This window comes from Pseudoalteromonas sp. P80D2, assembly GCF_036680945.1.
GTDB lineage: Bacteria > Pseudomonadota > Gammaproteobacteria > Enterobacterales > Alteromonadaceae > Pseudoalteromonas > Pseudoalteromonas shioyasakiensis.
Genome location: NZ_JAZDAR010000026.1, coordinates 401,092 through 417,970, shown reverse-complemented (window position 1 = coordinate 417,970; position 16,879 = coordinate 401,092). Strand labels below are relative to the sequence as shown.

At 42.9% G+C, this 16,879-nt stretch carries 11 protein-coding genes; 9 read left to right on the top strand and 2 right to left on the bottom strand.

Annotated features, from left to right (window positions below):
• Positions 1-30: 30 nt before the first annotated feature.
• Positions 31-2,895 carry a TonB-dependent receptor gene (locus VRK28_RS06695; protein WP_062566512.1) on the top strand — a complete coding sequence of 955 codons (2,865 nt, stop codon included), beginning with the start codon at positions 31-33 and terminating at the stop codon, positions 2,893-2,895.
• Positions 2,896-2,997: 102 nt separating this feature from the next.
• On the opposite strand, the gene VRK28_RS06690 is transcribed toward VRK28_RS06695, so the two are convergent.
• Positions 2,998-4,458 (bottom strand): Gfo/Idh/MocA family protein, encoded by a 1,461-nt coding sequence (locus VRK28_RS06690; RefSeq protein ID WP_062566511.1) that lies wholly within the window; start codon positions 4,456-4,458, stop codon positions 2,998-3,000.
• Positions 4,459-4,732: 274 nt separating this feature from the next.
• On the opposite strand from VRK28_RS06690, the gene VRK28_RS06685 reads away from it, so the two are divergent.
• The 6 genes from VRK28_RS06685 to VRK28_RS06660 are packed head-to-tail and all read left to right on the top strand — an operon-like array spanning position 4,733 to position 11,435.
• Positions 4,733-5,998 (top strand): D-tagatose-bisphosphate aldolase, class II, non-catalytic subunit, encoded by a 1,266-nt coding sequence (locus tag VRK28_RS06685; protein WP_062566510.1) that lies wholly within the window; start codon positions 4,733-4,735, stop codon positions 5,996-5,998.
• A 23-nt stretch (positions 5,999-6,021) separates the two neighbouring features.
• Positions 6,022-7,140, top strand: a complete 1,119-nt coding sequence (locus VRK28_RS06680) for an SIS domain-containing protein (RefSeq protein ID WP_062566509.1) — start codon at positions 6,022-6,024, stop codon at positions 7,138-7,140.
• Between the two features lie 17 nt (positions 7,141-7,157).
• A complete protein-coding gene (locus VRK28_RS06675) occupies positions 7,158-8,081 on the top strand; it encodes an ROK family protein (RefSeq protein ID WP_062566508.1) in 924 nt (307 codons plus the stop codon).
• Positions 8,059-9,222 carry an N-acetylglucosamine-6-phosphate deacetylase gene (gene nagA / locus VRK28_RS06670; protein ID WP_062566507.1) on the top strand — a complete coding sequence of 388 codons (1,164 nt, stop codon included), beginning with the start codon at positions 8,059-8,061 and terminating at the stop codon, positions 9,220-9,222. The genes VRK28_RS06675 and nagA overlap by 23 nt, the downstream gene beginning before the upstream one ends.
• Positions 9,223-9,235: 13 nt before the next feature.
• Positions 9,236-10,930 carry a GMC oxidoreductase gene (locus VRK28_RS06665; RefSeq protein WP_062566506.1) on the top strand — a complete coding sequence of 565 codons (1,695 nt, stop codon included), beginning with the start codon at positions 9,236-9,238 and terminating at the stop codon, positions 10,928-10,930.
• Complete coding sequence (locus VRK28_RS06660; protein ID WP_062566505.1) at positions 10,923-11,435, top strand: hypothetical protein; 513 nt, start codon at positions 10,923-10,925, stop codon at positions 11,433-11,435. The genes VRK28_RS06665 and VRK28_RS06660 overlap by 8 nt, the downstream gene beginning before the upstream one ends.
• A gap of 30 nt (positions 11,436-11,465) precedes the next feature.
• Here the strand turns inward: VRK28_RS06660 and VRK28_RS06655 are convergent, their stop codons facing one another.
• On the bottom strand, positions 11,466-12,797 hold the full coding sequence (locus VRK28_RS06655; protein WP_062566504.1) for a sugar MFS transporter: 1,332 nt from the start codon (positions 12,795-12,797) through the stop codon (positions 11,466-11,468).
• Between the two features lie 160 nt (positions 12,798-12,957).
• On the opposite strand from VRK28_RS06655, the gene agaR reads away from it, so the two are divergent.
• Both agaR and VRK28_RS06645 read left to right on the top strand, forming a co-directional pair.
• A complete protein-coding gene (agaR, locus tag VRK28_RS06650; RefSeq protein WP_054561067.1) occupies positions 12,958-13,722 on the top strand; it encodes a transcriptional repressor AgaR in 765 nt (254 codons plus the stop codon).
• 315 nt (positions 13,723-14,037) lie between these two features.
• Complete coding sequence (locus tag VRK28_RS06645; protein ID WP_062566503.1) at positions 14,038-16,854, top strand: TonB-dependent receptor; 2,817 nt, start codon at positions 14,038-14,040, stop codon at positions 16,852-16,854.
• Positions 16,855-16,879: the final 25 nt, after the last annotated feature.

The following is a 16,879-nucleotide window of genomic DNA, read 5'->3' as shown; positions in this document are numbered from 1 at the left end:
ATTTTCCTCTAGCAATGAGGATGTAAGTTAATGTGGCGTATTTTCTGCTGTGTTTTGATGCTGTTTGGTTTGTATGCCAAGCAGCTGTTTGCTGCACAAAGCACTCTAAAAACAGCGCTTAATGATCTGGCTGATCAGTACCAAGTTGCAATTATTTATCCAGACAACCTAGTAAGCTCAGTTATCTTACACTCAGCCACGTTACCTAGAACAGTTAGTCTAGAGGCAAGCCTTGATGCCCTGTTGCTAAAACATGGCTTTATTTGGCAACAAACATCATCGGGCATTATTATTTCCAAACCAAGCCAGACACAACATCACTCACTGTCACAGCCCTATATAGAGGAAGTGACAGTGAAAGGTGATAAAAACAATCAGGCTTCTTCTGTGGTTTATGCCCGCGATTACCAACAAAGTGCCGATTACGCGCAGCAGCAAAAACAAAACTACATTGGCGAGGCTGACTTTGCTAGCGGCACAATGCTTTCTCTTCTACCTGCTGAAAATTTGGCTGAAGCACTACAAGCAATTCCTGGGGTAAGTATTTCAAGAGACCGCGGAGAAGCACTTAATATTAATGCGATGGGACTAGGCCCTGAGTATCAATTAACCTTGTTAAATGGGCACAGATTAGCAAATACTGAAAACGTTCGTAACTCGAATCAATATGGTCAGCAGTATCGTTTTGATACATTCAGCGCCGAGCTTTTTTCCAATATTGCCGTATATAAACTCGCTGATGCAAGGTTACCTAGCGGAGCAGCTGGAGCGACAGTCAACTTGATCAGTGATGATCCGCTTTCATTTGATGATGATCACCTAAAAGTAACCTTAACCAGTGCAGCCCTTGCAGGTGAGCGTAACTTTCAACCAAGCTTTGGTTTAGTTGCCAATACTATTTCAGCTGACAATAAGTTAGCTGCTGTCGTTAAGTTTAATTACGAAAACCGCTTACAAAGGCAATTTCAATTTGAAACGTGGCATTGGGGAAATAATGGTGGAGCACCTGCAGCTTATCAGTGGCAAGGGCTTGAAAATAATAGCTTAGTTCCCACCGATACGTTAGCACTTACTATCGAACATGAAGATAGAACTCGTGCAAGCTATTACACAAATATTGCTTGGCAGCCTAATCAGCGATTTGAATTAAATACACTTTGGCTTCGTTCAGACACCGATTTTACCTACGATGAGCACCGGCTCTCAATTAATCCATCAAGTGATGATGCAACAGCCATATTAGGTGAGCATCAAAACAGTATTCAAACGGTGCAATTTAATGCGGCAAAAAGTAAATCTTCACGCGAAGAATCAGGCCTTTACTACCATACGCAAACCTTACAAATATTACCTACATGGTATGCAAAAGATGGCAGCCACTGGCAAATAAGTCCATTTTACAGCCACAGTGAATCGTTGAGTGAAACGCAAACCCCAATCACCCGAACTCATGTTGACTTAAAAGCTGTACCTGCAGAGATTTCTATTTCAGGAAAACAGCTTGCCTACTACGAATTGGACAGTAATTTAGCGCTTGTTGATAGTTACTCACAGTTATCACAATTAAGCCGCCGCCAGATTGAAGTAAACGATGAAGTAACAGAATGGGGGGTAGATGGCACTTGGCAAATATCATCTATTTGGGGGTTGTCGAGTTTACAGTTTGGCGCAGTAAAGTCTATGCACTCTCATCAGTATCTTCGTCAAGATGTAAGTTTGTCTCAAACACAGTTAACTGATTTACCAGCGCTTGATGGCCGTTGGTTAGAGCCATTAAATACGGCATTTGAAGCCGATTTTCTGTCACACCCTACACAAGCTTGGCTGATCCCAAAACGTGACCTTTTACAGTTGTATGATATTGACTTACCATTTACCGATGGGCAAGCCAATGATTACTTAAATAGTTATGAAACCGAATTTACTGCTTATGAAAGCTATATGCACAGCGTATGGCAAATACCAGAACTTAAAAGATTAACGACTGCTTTTGGGCTCAGACACAGCTATGTAAAAAGTAAAACATTAGGGCATGAGCTTAATGAGAATGGCCAATTAGCAAAGCTTTCTGAGCAGGTAAACATTTCTACTTGGTTACCTTCTTTGAATTTCAAATGGCAGTTGTCTGAGCAATGGCTTGCTCGCTTAGGTTATAGCCGTGCAGTGAATCGGCCTAACTATTCTGATTTAAACCCTAAACTACATGTTAATTCTGGTGGTTTACCCTATGCCGAATTAGGAAATCCTGCTTTAGAGCCTGTAGTAGCCAACACCACAAGCCTATCTTTCAATTGGTCAGGGGAAGAGAGTAGTTTGCAATTGATGGCCTTTAATCATCAGCTCGATAACTTTATTGTTGAACAAATCAAAAACGTAACCTATCAACAGCAGCAATACCCAGCTTTACAGGCCAATAATGATGGGCAAGCAGCAATTAGTGGGCTGCAGTTTAGTACTGACTTGAAACTACCTGTATTATCAAATTCTCTACTGCAAAGTCGAATGATATCGAGTGTTAGTCAGTTATTGGACGCCAAATTAACGGCGGAGCAAATCGACAACACAGATATTGAAGGGGTGTCTGAATTAACTGCAAATCTGCGTTTACTGTTTAATGCAAAGAAATGGCAAAGTGCAGTTAACCTTAATTACCGGAGTGATTTTTTAGAGCAACGAGACTTATCGAATAATGCAGATGTTTATGTCGATGATTTTACAAGTGTAGACCTAAGTTACAGTTGGCTTTTCTCTGATTTAGTTGCATTGCGGTTTGATATTTTTAATGCCACAGATAAAAGCCTAGTTAGAGAGGTGCAAACAAACGACGCCTCATCACTTATGAAAGTCGAGCAATTTGGTCGCCGTTTTGTGCTGAGTCTTTCATTAACCCTATAAGTGATCATCAAAGCATCATCATATGGATGCATAACTTGTGTATTAATAAAAAAGCCCGCAGGGCAAAGGGCGGGCTTTTTAGTGTTCCAAGGAGAGAAAGTGTTAAGACACAATCCCTAGTGGCTTACCTGTTTGCCAAGCGCCACGGGTAAAATCTGGAATCGTTTTGCTGTTACTTCTATCAGCAACCGATGCCATACTTTGCGGGAAGATTGATGACCATGCTGCGGCATCGTATACATCTTGATCGAGTGGCTCATTATTGCGTAAGCAGTAGATCATGCGCCAAAGCATAATGAAGTCCATACCGCCGTGGCCACCGTTCTTGACCGCTTCTTCACCCATGCGTTTCCATAGTGGGTGATCAAACTCAGCACGCCACTTTTCCATATCTTGATCCCAGCTATGAAAGTTTTGCATATGTGGCTTACGACCCTGTGAACCTGCTTTCTCCCAGGCAGCGAGCTCTGCTTCATATTGCTGTTGGTAAATTTTCGCGATAGCTGGTGGCACATCTTCAAGAGCAATGCGATTAGGGAAACCAGCAAATGTACCATTAGTACCTTGAATTAGGTTATGGCGGCTGTACGGGCGAGGGCTTGTGGTGTCGTGCTGAACCATAATGCTACGACCTTTCACTGTTTTAATAATGCTGGTGTTCATGTCGCCAGCAGTAAATTTCAGTGAGCGGCGTTCGTGGCCCGCAGGAAATTCACGCTCTGCGTAAGCTGCGCGGCCAAGTGCAGGTGAGCTAACTGATGTAACAAAATCAAAGCGGTCACCACGGTTGATGTTCATATACTGAGAAACAGGGCCTAAACCATGGGTTGGGTATAAGTTACCGTCTACTTTTGTATGCCAGTAAGTGCGCCAAGAACCTGTGCTGCGGTCAATTTCTTTCATTTGCCAACGCAGGTCATGAATATAAGCGGCTTCACCATGTAGTAACTCGCCAAATATCCCCTTACGAACCATGTTTAATACCATTAACTCGTCACGGCCGTAGTTAACGTTTTCCATCATCATGCAGTTCTTTTGCGTGCGCTCAGCAGTGTTTACTAGTTGCCAACACTCTTCCATCGTGGTTGCTGCAGGTACTTCAACAAAGGCATGCTTACCACTTTCCATGGTCTGAACACTCATCGGTGTGTGCCATTTCCAAGGCGTTGAAATGATCACAATGTCGATGTCATCGCGAGCAAGCATGTCTAAATAGGCTTTATCAGAACCCGTATAAGCAGTTGGTTTAGGTAAGCCTTTTTCAACAACATAATTAACAGACTTATCTAGCATCAGCTGATCTGTGTCGCAAATAGCTTTAATTTCAACACCTTCAATATGGCAAAGGTGTTTTACATGGCCGCTACCACGTTGACCAACTCCAATAAAACCAACACGTACCACATCCATTGCTGGCACAGCTAAGCCCATTACGCTTTTACCTTGTGCTGCAAGAGGTGTGCTTTGATTATCACCTTGTTGGCTTTTCGCACAACCAGTCACGACTGTCGCGGCGGTAATGGCTGCGGCAGATTTTAAAAAACTACGTCTATCTATTGTCATAACGATACCTAAATCACTGAGATTATTTTAATAGTGGGTTTCAGTTGTTTCTGTTATATCGCAACTCAAAGTCAATTACAATTAAATGCTTTCAAATTCTTTCGTAACTTTGGTTTTTATTATTTTAACCCTTATAGAATACCGTGTTTAGTGTGTTTTTAACTTGTTTTGCGCCTTTCGTTACCTTTCGTTTTGTTGCGCAGCGTTTCGCGCTGTGCTACTGTAATTTCAAATCACGTATCTAACCATTAGCGTAAGCTGCTTGGAGAAAACCATGAATGCATTAAAAACGATTATAAATAACAATCGAGTAGGGCAAGCGCAGGGTATTTATTCTGTGTGTTGTGCACACCCGCTCGTTATCGAAGCAGCAATGTTGCAAGCTCTAAATGATGACACCGAAATTTTAATAGAAGCTACAGCGAATCAAGTTAATCAGTTTGGTGGTTACACAGGAATGAAGCCCCATGACTTCGTTGAGTTTGTTCATGCAATAGCGGAAAAAGTAGGGTTAGATACCCAGCGCATTATTTTGGGGGGTGATCATTTAGGTCCAGTGTGTTGGGTAAATGAGCCTGCAGAGGTTGCAATGGTAAAAGCTGTTGACCTAGTAAAAGCCTATGCAAGCGCGGGTTTTAAGAAAATTCATTTAGATGCCAGTATGCCATGCGCTGACGATGGAGAACGTTTAGCTGATGCCGAAATTGCCAAGCGTGCAGCGTTGATGTGCCAAGCCGCTGAGTCGGTAGCAAAAGGTAACGATATTCTTTATGTGGTGGGTACTGAGGTTCCTCCTCCGGGTGGCGCTACAGAAGAACATGAAATTATTGAGGTATCTCATGTTGAGGGGGTACAGCAAACAATCGAATTACACCAGGCTGCATTTGCTAACTTAAACATAAGCGATGTGTGGTCGCGTGTTATTGCTGTTGTTGTGCAGCCGGGAGTTGAATTTGATAACCATCAAGTTTTTGATTACCAACGTAATGAAGCGCAAAAACTGAAAGAGTTTATCACCACTGTCGATAATCTTGTTTATGAAGCTCACTCTACCGACTATCAGCCAGATCATTGCTATCACGAGTTGGTGCAAGATCACTTTGCCATATTGAAAGTGGGTCCACAGCTTACCTATGCGCTACGCGAAGGGTTGTTTGCGTTATCTTATATTGAAGATCAATTAGTCGAAGCTGGTCAGCGTTCTAATTTACGTGATGTGTGTGAACGTATCATGCTAGAAAAGCCACATTACTGGAATAAGTTTTACCCAACACAAGGTGCTGAAGCTAAGCTGTTTAGAGCTTATAGTTATAGCGACCGTATTCGTTATTACTGGCCTGAAGACGAAATAAAACAAACAGTAGAAAAACTGTTTGAAAACTTAGAAGGGCAAATTATTCCTCAGACCTTGCTTAGTCAGTTTATGCCAGCGCAATATAAGGCATTGATCAATGGCCAAATTAACTCATCACCACGTGAGTTAGTACTCAATAAAATAATGGAAGTAACGAATACCTATTCGCGTGCTTGTAATCAATAAGTGGTGTTGAGAGAGAATTAATTATGACGCAGTTTTTATCATTAAACGAAACAGAGCTTAAGCAGCAAAACGCATATTGGACAGCAAGAGAAATCTCTCAGCAGCCAGAGTCATGGTGCAATACAGCGGCTATTATTGAAACGCATCGAGCAGAAATAAGTGCATTTTTAGCGCCAATTTTGGCATTAAAAGGACTGCAAATCGTATTAACGGGGGCTGGCACATCGGCCTATGTTGGCGAAGCATTAGCACCTCACTTAACAGCCAAAACAGATTTAAATGTGCGTGCAGTTAGCACCACCGACATTGTGTCTAACCCACATGGTTTTTTACAAAAGAGCACGCCCACTTTACTTGTTTCTTATGCGCGTTCAGGTAATAGCCCTGAAAGTGTCGCGGCGGTTGATATCTCAGAGCAAGTTGTTGAAAAGTGCTTCCACTTAGTTATTACCTGTAATGAAAATGGAGAGTTAGCGAAAAGGGCGGCAGCTAAAAGAAACAGCTTTAGTGTACTTATGCCAAAAGAAACTCTTGATGAAAGCTTTGCTATGACCAGCAGTTTCACCTCAATGCTGCTTTCAACCTTATGTATTTTTACCCCTGATGTTAACCAGCTCGCACAAGTGGCCACGCAGACAGAGCAGCTGCTCGACACGCAACTTGAAGAGATCAAGGGTTTTGCGCAAACTGACATTGAACGTTTGGTGTTTTTAGGAGCAGGTTCATTGCTCGGCTATGCTAAAGAAGCGGCCTTAAAGTGCTTAGAGCTGACCAATGGTGATTTAATAAGTTACTTTGAAACCCCACTTGGTTTTCGTCATGGTCCTAAAACCATTATTAATGATAAAACCGCAGTGATGTTAATGGCCTCAAGTGATTTTTATAGTAGTTTGTATGATACTGATTTATTTAATGAACTACTAAATGACCAACAGTGTTTAGCGGTTAAAAAGCTGGCGTTAAATACTGAACTGGTCGAGCTAGATGATGTTTGGCAAGGTCTGTATTATATTGTCTATTGTCAGATTTTTGCATTTTATAAATCAATGTCACTCGGTTTAACACCTGATAACCCTTGTCCTACGGGCGAAGTTAACCGTGTTGTAAAAGGGGTAACTATTTACCCATTAACTTCTCGCTAAGTAGTGTTGGGTAAAGTATGGCTGTTTACGGACTCGATATTGGTGGTACAAAAATAGAGACCGCCATTTTTAATGATAATTTAGAGCAACAGCAAAGTTGGCGTATTACTACGCCAACGGATGACTATCAGCAATTTTTGCACGCAATTTATCAGCAGGTAATTAAAGCCGATGAGCTATCGGGTTGCCAAGGTGCGGTGGGCATCGGTATGCCAGGTATCGTTAATGATGAAGGTAAAGTACTGTCGGCTAATGTGCCGTGTGCCACAGACAAAGTGATTGCCAACGATCTTCAAGCATTATTAAAACGCCCTGTTGCGATATTAAATGACACCCGGTGTTTTGCCTTATCAGAAGCTAATGGCGGAGCTGGTGAAGGTTATAGCCGAGTATTCGGTGCCATTGTTGGCACTGGTGCGGCGGGTGGTATGTGCATTGATGGAACCTTGTTTAACCAAGGTTTGGGCATGTCAGGGGAGTACGGCCATTTACCGCTGTCTGCGTATTTACAACAAAAATACCAGCTGCCAGTTTTAAAGTGCGGCTGTGGTTTAAATGGCTGTGTCGAAAGTTATATTGCAGGGCCCGGTGTACAAACCTTGTACCAGCATATTACGCAATCTCCTAAATCTGCGATTGAATGGGCAAACGATATCAAACGTGGTGATGAGCAAGCCTTAAAGGTGCTAGCTTGTTACTTAGATATTCTTGGCGAAACCTTTGCTGCTATCAGTAAAAGTTTGCACCCAGAAGTTATCGTGCTTGGGGGCGGGTTGTCGCTCATTGATGCAATAGTAGAAAAACTCCCTGACGCGATTCAAACTCATTTATTTTCAGGTTTTGCCGTGCCAGAAGTGAAGCGCGCAAAATTTGGTGATTCTAGCGGCGTAAGAGGCGCTGCAATAATAGGAAGTGTTCATGCTAATTCCAACGCATCTTAATCGCTATTACTTAAAAGCCGCAAAAGTGGTGACTGCTGATGCGGTTTTACTCGATCATGTGGTCTTGGTCGAGCAAGGTAAAATTACTGCCATTACTACGCAAATGGCGCCCGAGATCGAAGTAATAGATTTAGGTGAGCACAGTTTATTTCCAGGCTTTATTGATTTACATATTCATGGCCGTGAAGGCTGCGATATTATGGACGGCACCCCAGAATCACTAGAGATTATTTCTCGTTCTTTAGCAAAGCATGGCGTAACGGGGTTTGTTGGCACAACGGTGACTGCAGACTGGGACGTCTCAATTCAAGCTTATAAAAATATGGCGAGTGCCTATCAAAAAGGCTTGGCTGGAGCGCAGTTGCTAGGGGCTTATAACGAAGGTTTATTCTTTGCCGAAGCGCATAAAGGCGCGCATAACGAGTCATTTTTTTTAGAGCTTACTAAACAGCGATTTGATGAAATTTATGCCGCATGTGAAGGTTGCTTAAGCTCATTTGCGTTAGCGCCAGAACTACTTAAATCCCCCGACATGATCCGCTATATCACCGATAAGGGTGTGCGTGTGATGCTGGGTCATACAGATGCTAATTTTGAGCAAACAACACAAGCTCTTGCTCATGGAGCCTGCGGTGGTGTGCATATTTTTAATGGTATGCGCGGTATTCATCATCGTGATCCCGGCTGTACTGGCGCATTACTGATGGACAACGATGCCATGGTTGAGCTTATTCCTGATGGTATTCATTTGCATCCGAGCATCATGAACATGGTTTACCGTTTAAAAGGGGCAGATAAAATTGCTCTGATCACAGACTGTGTGAGCGCCGGAGGCTTACAAGATGGTCGCTACCGTTTAGGTGAGCTTCCTATTGTGGTTGAGCAAGGTGTTGCAAGAACTGAGAGCGGCTCTTTAGCAGGCAGTACATTAACCATGGAAGTTGGCGTTGAGCGCTTTTATAACCTAACCGACGCAAGCCTAGTCGAAGCAACTAACATGGCCAGTTTAGTACCCGCTGAGTTTTTAAATAAAGCGGAGCAAATAGGCAGTATTGCGGTAGGTAAACAGGCTAATTTTGCCCTGCTCGATAAAGACTTTTCTGTTCAAGCAACAATCTGTGCGGGTAAGCAAATCTTTTAAAAGTTAAGTGAGAATGCAGGCAAAAGTATTCGATGCCATTGTTATTGGCAGTGGCATTACTGGCGGCTGGGCTGCTAAAGAACTGACCGAAAATGGGCTCAATGTACTGCTGCTGGAACGTGGCAGGCAGGTTGTGCATGGTACTGACTATATCACTGCCTTTAAAGAAGATTGGCAACTGCCATTTCGCGACAGGCCCAGCTTGCTAGAAAAGCGCAACCAAGCTAAACAAGCACGCACTGGCTATGCCACCAAGCAATCAATAAAACACTGGTTTGTGAATGATTTGCAGCACCCTTATCAAGAATCACAGCGTTTTGATTGGATCAGAGGGTATCATCTTGGTGGGCGCTCATTAACTTGGGGGCGGCAATGCTTGCGCCTCAGTGATATAGATTTTGCAGCCAACAAACAAGATGGTCACGGCGTTGATTGGCCTGTGCGCTATCAAGATATTGCGCCTTGGTACGATAAAGTTGAAGCCTACATCGGGGTTATTGGCGAAGCGCTGAACTTACCTCAGCTACCAGATGGACCTTACTTACCTCCTTTTGCGCTTAATGCCGTAGAGCAGCAGCTTAAACAAAGTTTATTAACTCACTACACTAATCGGCACCTCACCATCGGGCGAGTTGCGCATTTAACTGAGGCAAAGCCTGAGCAAGGTCGTGCTCCATGCAGCAAGCGCAACCGCTGTATGCGAGGTTGTCCAACCGGTAGTTATTTTAGTAGTTTAGCCTCGACCTTACCTGCAGCGATGCGTACTGGACGACTCACTATTCAGACTCACTCCATTGCTAAAGAGATTATTTACAATCCAGATAGCGGGCAAGCCACAGGTGTGAAAGTAATTGATGCTGAATCTAAAAAAGAGCGTATCGAGCGAGCGAACATCATTTTTTGCTGTGCATCAACGGTAGCCACAACAGCCTTGTTATTAAATTCAACCTCTGCACGTTTTCCTAATGGCTTAGGGAACGATAGTGGAGAGCTTGGTCATAACCTCATGGATCACCATTTTAGGGTTGGCGCAACGGGTGAACCAAAAGGTTTTGCTGATGACTTTAATGATGGCGACAGACCCGTTGGCTTTCATATTCCGCGCTTTCGAAACCTTGATGATAACGAGCAGCATAGCTTTATTCGCGGCTATGGCTATCAAGGATACGCAACACGAAAAGATTGGCGACGGGGCTTTAAAGAACTTAGCTTTGGTAAGGCTTTTCGAGAAGAGCTTGCCAAACCTGGGCCTTGGCAAGTTGCATTAATAGGCTTTGGTGAATGCCTGCCTTATCATCGTAATAAAATGAGCTTAGATCCGGTATTAAAAGATCAATGGGGATTACCTTTAGTTAATTTTGATTGCCAATTTGCTGAAAACGAGCAGCGCATGCGCGAGGATATGAAAGCGCAAGCCGTCGAGATGCTCAGCAAAGCTGGTTATCAAAATGTGCAAGCGTACGATAAAGGCTCAGCGCCGGGGCAAGCCATCCACGAAATGGGAACTGCGCGCATGGGACATGATGCTACAACCTCAGTGCTTAATCGTTACAACCAAATTCATAGTGTGCGTAACGTCTATGTCACTGACGGCTCGTTTATGTGCTCGTCGGGTTATCAGAACCCTTCGTTAACCTATATGGCATTTACTGCAAGAGCCGCCGATCATGCTGTACGGCATTATCAAAACGGGGTGTTCAATGGCTGATTTACAAAGGCGAAATGCGATTAAATGTTTAGCTGCATTATTCGGTGCGGCTATTAAGCCAGTGGCTGCGACTCAGCTATTTGATAAAGTGAATGACAATCATTTTGAGGTGCTTAAAACGGTGGCGCATCGAGATGTGGTTTCGCATATGCAGGCGGTTATTTTAGAGCTAGAGCCAAATGAGCAACTGTATTTTAATTTAGTCGCTTTCACAGATTTAATGCTAGCAAATACACTAACTACGACTGAGCGTACGGCATGCTTAAAAGGCGCAGAGCTGATTGCAGAAGGTGCTCTTTCATCGTCGCAATTAGCTGATAAACTCACAGGTTTATTTACTATCTCTTTGCAGCAGCAACAGCGCATAATAGCGCAGCAAGCCTTACCTCTTTCAGAAGTGAGCCCTGATAAGCGTGACGAGTACTTAATATATAAGTGTATTTTTACCGTGCGTGAATTTTTGCTACTGGGCTATTTCACATCAGAAAAATTGCAGGCTAGTTAAATAGTAAAACAACTAAGCCTGCCCATGTCTTTACTTACGCCAACTTGTTAGTTTGTGACCAATCAGTGCGTAATAAAGAATAAACACATAGCAAGGGATCAACAGATAGTAAGCTTGTTGTGCATTGCCCGTATATTCTGCAAATACACCGTATACCAAAGGCAATAGCGCGCCACCTGAAATCCCCATAATCAGTAATGCCGCGCCGGTTTGGGTTTTATCGCCAAGATTTGCAAGGGCCATAGGCCAAATGGTCGGCCATACCAGCGCATTCGATAAGCCAAGTAATGCAACAAATAACACGGTATCTGGAAAACCGTTATCAGCAAGCCAAAAGAGCACTACGTTTGCAATCGCAGTTTGTTGCGGATTAATTAAAATGATACCAAGTGAAAACACACAACCACTTAACGCGGAAAATATCAGCGCCTGTTGCTGACTAAAAAAGCGAGGAATTAACACGATACCTAAAACATAACCCAGCACCATAAAGCCCATGGTGTAAGAGGTGAGTTCTGCGAACTGCAATACCCCTTGTTCTTTGCCGTAAAGGCCAATAGTGTCGCCGGCAATGACTTCTGCACCTATGTAAAAGAATAGGGCTATCACGCCTAAAACTAAGTGTGGAAATTGCAGGACTGATTTACTCTCGCTGTTGTTGCTGGTTTTTGGTTGTTCAATATCAGGTAGCGGGGCCAGCATGATTAACGCCGCTAATATTGCTAATGCGATTGCCATTACAAGGTAAGGAGTAATTAAACGATTAGCCAGTTCTTGTAACTGTAATTGCTTTTGAATGCTGTTTAATTGAGCCAGAGCTTCTGGGCTAAAGTTGGCAATGTCGCTAAATACAATCGCTGAGAAGAGCAATGGAGCCACCACACCAGCACTCTTATTGAGAATACCCATAATGCTAATGCGCACGGCTGCTGTGTCTTTAGAGCCAATAAGCACGATGTAAGGATTCGCAGCGGTTTGTAATAAGGTAAGGCCGCTACCTAAAGTAAATAAGGCAACCAAAAACAACCAGTAAGCCTGAATTTGTGCCGCAGGAATAAATAACAGTGCACCAAATGCCATGGTACCTAAACCAAACGACATACCATGCTTATAGCTGAATATTTGCAAAATCTTAGCGCTTGGCAGTGCCATTACGGTATAGGCGATATAAAACACCAGTGTCACCATGTAAGCTTCAATATGGTTGAGATCGCAGACCATTTGTAAAAATGGGATCAAGGAGCCGTTAAGCCAAGTTATAAAACCAAATAAGAAAAACAACCCACCTATGATCATCATAGGCAGTAATTGCGTGCGATTGGTGTGTTCTGTTTGCTCTAACAGTGAGCTTTGTGTTGTCATTTTTGTCACCAAAGAAGATTGTTGTGAAATAATCATAAAACAAAATTCGTAAGTTTTGAAAGTTTTATTTTATTTCGAAACTAAATTTGGCTTTGAAACTGTAAATTGTGTAATATTGAACTACAAATTTGAAAGCAGCTATTAAAACAACAGGCCAGCTATGCTAACCACAATAGAAAGAAGACAAAAAATCGTCCTGATGACTGAGGAAAATGGCAAAGTAAATGTTAAAGATCTCGCAAAGACCTTTGATATTTCGGAGGTTAGCATTCGCCATGATCTTAACGAGCTCGGTAAACGTGGCTTAGTTGTCCGTTCACGTGGTGGGGCAATTGCCTGCGATAAATTGGCTAAAGAGCTTTCGGTAAAAGATAAGCATAACGAAAACTACGCAGTGAAAGTGTTATTAGCGAAAGCTGTGGCAAGTTTGGTTGATGATGGCGATTCATTGATTATTGATTCTGGTACCACCACAGAAGAAGTTGCCAAAGCATTAACCAATAAGCAGGGCCTTACTGTGATGACAAACGGCCTTAATATTGCCCATGTACTGGCTGATATTGAAGATGCAAATGTGTTTATGCTGGGTGGGCAATTACGAAAGAAATCAATGTCTTTTTACTCAAATGAAGTCGAGCAAGCACTTAGTAAATATAACTTTAAAAAGGTTATTTTAGGGGTTGATGGTATCGACTCAGAAGCAGGGATCACCACTCATTATGAGCCCGAGGCAATGCTGAATCGCACCATGTGCACCCGCGCAGATAAAGTCATTGCAGTCACAGATTCAAGTAAATTTGGTAAGCGTGCTTTGTATAATGTATTGCCGCTTAAATCAATCGATGTGCTGGTCACCGACAAAAATATGCCAGCAGAGTTCGTTGAATCATTAACGAGCTTAGGTATCGAAGTGATTACCGTTTAACTCTCTAGTTAAATAGAACTATTGAAAGGTGGCTTTTGCCGCCTTTTTTATTGTTCGTAAAAACCGAATCTCCCCACCGAAAAGAAAATCTTCAGAAAAAATCATTATCGTAACTTTCGAAATTAACTCCCCATCTTTAAAGGCATGCGAAGCCATTTTTGCTGTTTTTGAAACTTGATTCGTAACTATCGAAAGTTTCACTAGGTAATTAATTGTTGCTAGTTTGTTTCATTTTGTTATAGATTAAATATAAGGCCTTACTCATTACCATTTTTATGGTGAAAAAATCTGAACATTTAAAAACAGGAAATCATCATGGCAACAACAACTAGAAAAAAATATTTGAGCGTGCTGATAAGCTCGATTTTGGCCTCATCAGTCAGTTTCGCTGCGACGGCCCAGCAACAAGAAAACGATAGTAAGGCCGAAGAGGATGTTGAGGTTATTGAAGTTACAGGGATCCGTAGCAGTATTAAAGAATCAAACTTTCGAAAGAAAGAAGCAACGACGGTTGTTGATGTCGTTGTCGCTGATGACATCGGTAAGTTCCCCGATGAAAACTTAGCGGAAGCATTGCAGCGTATTCCGGGCATCACCATTACTCGTAATGGCGGTGAGGGGCAAAATATTTTAGTCCGTGGTTTAGGTGGCGGCTACAACATTACCACGTTGAATGGTCGTAAACTGGCTTCTGAAAACTCAGGCCGCGACTTTAACTTTGATACGATTGCTTCAGAGTTAGTGGGGGCACTACAAGTGTATAAGTCACCAGAAGCACGCTTAATTGAAGGGGGCATTGGTGCGGTCGTTGATATCGAAACTCGTAAACCACTAGACCAAGATGGCTTTACCTTGAGCGCTTCAGCAAAAGGGATTTATGAATCTCGAACAGGCGATGTACACCCGCATGCTTCATTCATCATCGGTGACAACTTTAATGATGATACTTTTGGTGTGCTTTTCTCGGGTGCGTATTCTAAGAAAACCTTACGTGCAGACACATACTCGGCAAGCGGTTTTTTTGACGAAGAAGAAGGTTGGGGGGCAGACAGCGCAGGTGTGCCAGTCGACATGAACGGCAACGGAGAAATTGATGGGCAAAGTGAAATATTTGCCTCAAAAATCCCGAGTTACATGTATTTTGCCAACGCGCAGGATGTGCGTGAACGCGTCGGTGCGACGTTAGCAATGCAATGGCGCCCAACAGATACCCTAGACATTAACTTTGATGCTCTTTATTCACGTTACAACACCGATGGTCATCGTTATCAAATCGGTTTTGTTAACTATGATGAAAGCTGGACGCCAGGCACGCCAGTGTTTACTGATGCAGAATTTGATGACACAGGCCGTGTAGTATCAATGACGCAAACCGGTAACACCATGGTGGAGCTACTCAACTTAACCAACCCACGTAAAACCGATACTTATCAGTTTGCCCTTAATGCTAAATGGTATCCAATGGATGGCCTAACACTGGCTGTAGATGTTGCCCATTCAAGAGCGAAAAACGAAAACGGCGGTGATAACCGCTTTATTGTTGCGCGTGGTTTTATTGACTCAATTGGGATTGATTACACCACGGGTAATATGCTGCCAGATGTGACCTTATCGCCGGGCTTAACTGCGGATCAATCATACGGTGCTCACTATAGCCGTAATACAGGTACTGGGGTTGAAGACACGGTTAATGACTTTAAGTTTACCGGTACATTTGTGCCAGAAAGCGATTTAGTGACCCGTGTTGATTTTGGTTTAACTTACCTTGAACAAACTAAAAGTCAGCTTGAATATGCATCAAAAAATGCCAGCCAATTCAGTAATGGTGGTCAATATTTAGAACGCGATGGCTATGAATTCGATGACAGCACCGTGGTCAATGTTGGTGACTTTAACCTCTTTGAAATCCCAAGTGATGTGTTTGTTGAGGCGAATTTCGATAACTTCTTAGAGGGTGAAAGTAGCATTACACCTGAGCCATGGCCAAGTTTCGACTACGATAAGTTACTTGCTTATTATCGCTCAATTAATGCTGAAGCAACCGATAAGAGTATTGTTGCATCGCTCAATTCATCGGGCACTTATGAGGTAACCGAAGAAGTTCTAACTGCGTATGCGCAAGTGACGCTCGAGAGCACTCTTGCAAATATGCCGTATATGTTAAACGTTGGTATTCGCGGCTCGCAAACTGAAGTGAGCTCTAAAGGGTCGGTTTATGATCTATCGTTAATTGACTTACAAGAAGATGGTAAACCACTTGAAAATGGTTGGCGCGAAACTGTTGAGCAATCATTTAAAGGGGATTACAGCAACATTTTACCAAGCATGAACTTTAAGCTTAGTATTACCGATGATTTAATTTACCGCTTCTCTGCGGCACAAGTGATTAGCCGCCCATCTTTAAGCTACTTACGTCCGTGGCTTGCGCCAAATTTTGATACGTATCGTGAAGGTTTACCACAACTTTCTATGGGTGATTCGTCGTTAACACCTGAAGAAGCTAATCAAGCCGATATGACCTTAGAGTGGTACTTTGAAGACAGCAGCTCGTTAAGTGGTGGGGTGTTTGTCAAAGACCTGAAATCATTTATCGATTACGTCGAAAGCCCAGTTGAAATTGAAGGTGTGCGTTACTTTGCATCTTACCCTGGTAAGAGTAAGTACGGTGCAACGATCAAAGGGGCTGAGTTTGCTTATCAGCAGTCGCTCGAAAACTTACTACCCGAACCTTTCAATGGCTTAGGCTTTCAGCTTAATTACACCTATGTTGACAGTAGTTACGATGAACCAGAGCTAAAAGAATCAGGTTTGCCATTTAGAGGCATGTCGAAAAACTCATATAACGCCGTGGTTTACTATGAGCAATATGGTTTCCAAGCACGTTTAGCGTATAACTGGCGCAGCAAGTTCTTGTCGGATCCTGATGCATGGGGTGGTCCATATTGGATCTCTGATTATGGTCAGTTAGATGCCAGCATGAGCTATAACATCAGTGACCAATTCACAGTGTTTGCCGAAGCAACGAACTTAACGAATGAACGTTATTGGGGTTACACCAAGCGTACTGACCAAGTGAGTTATCTAGAGCGTTTTGGTACTCAAGTAGCCTTGGGTGTTCGAGCTAGTTTCTAATTTTAGTGTTTACAAGCGCCTGTAA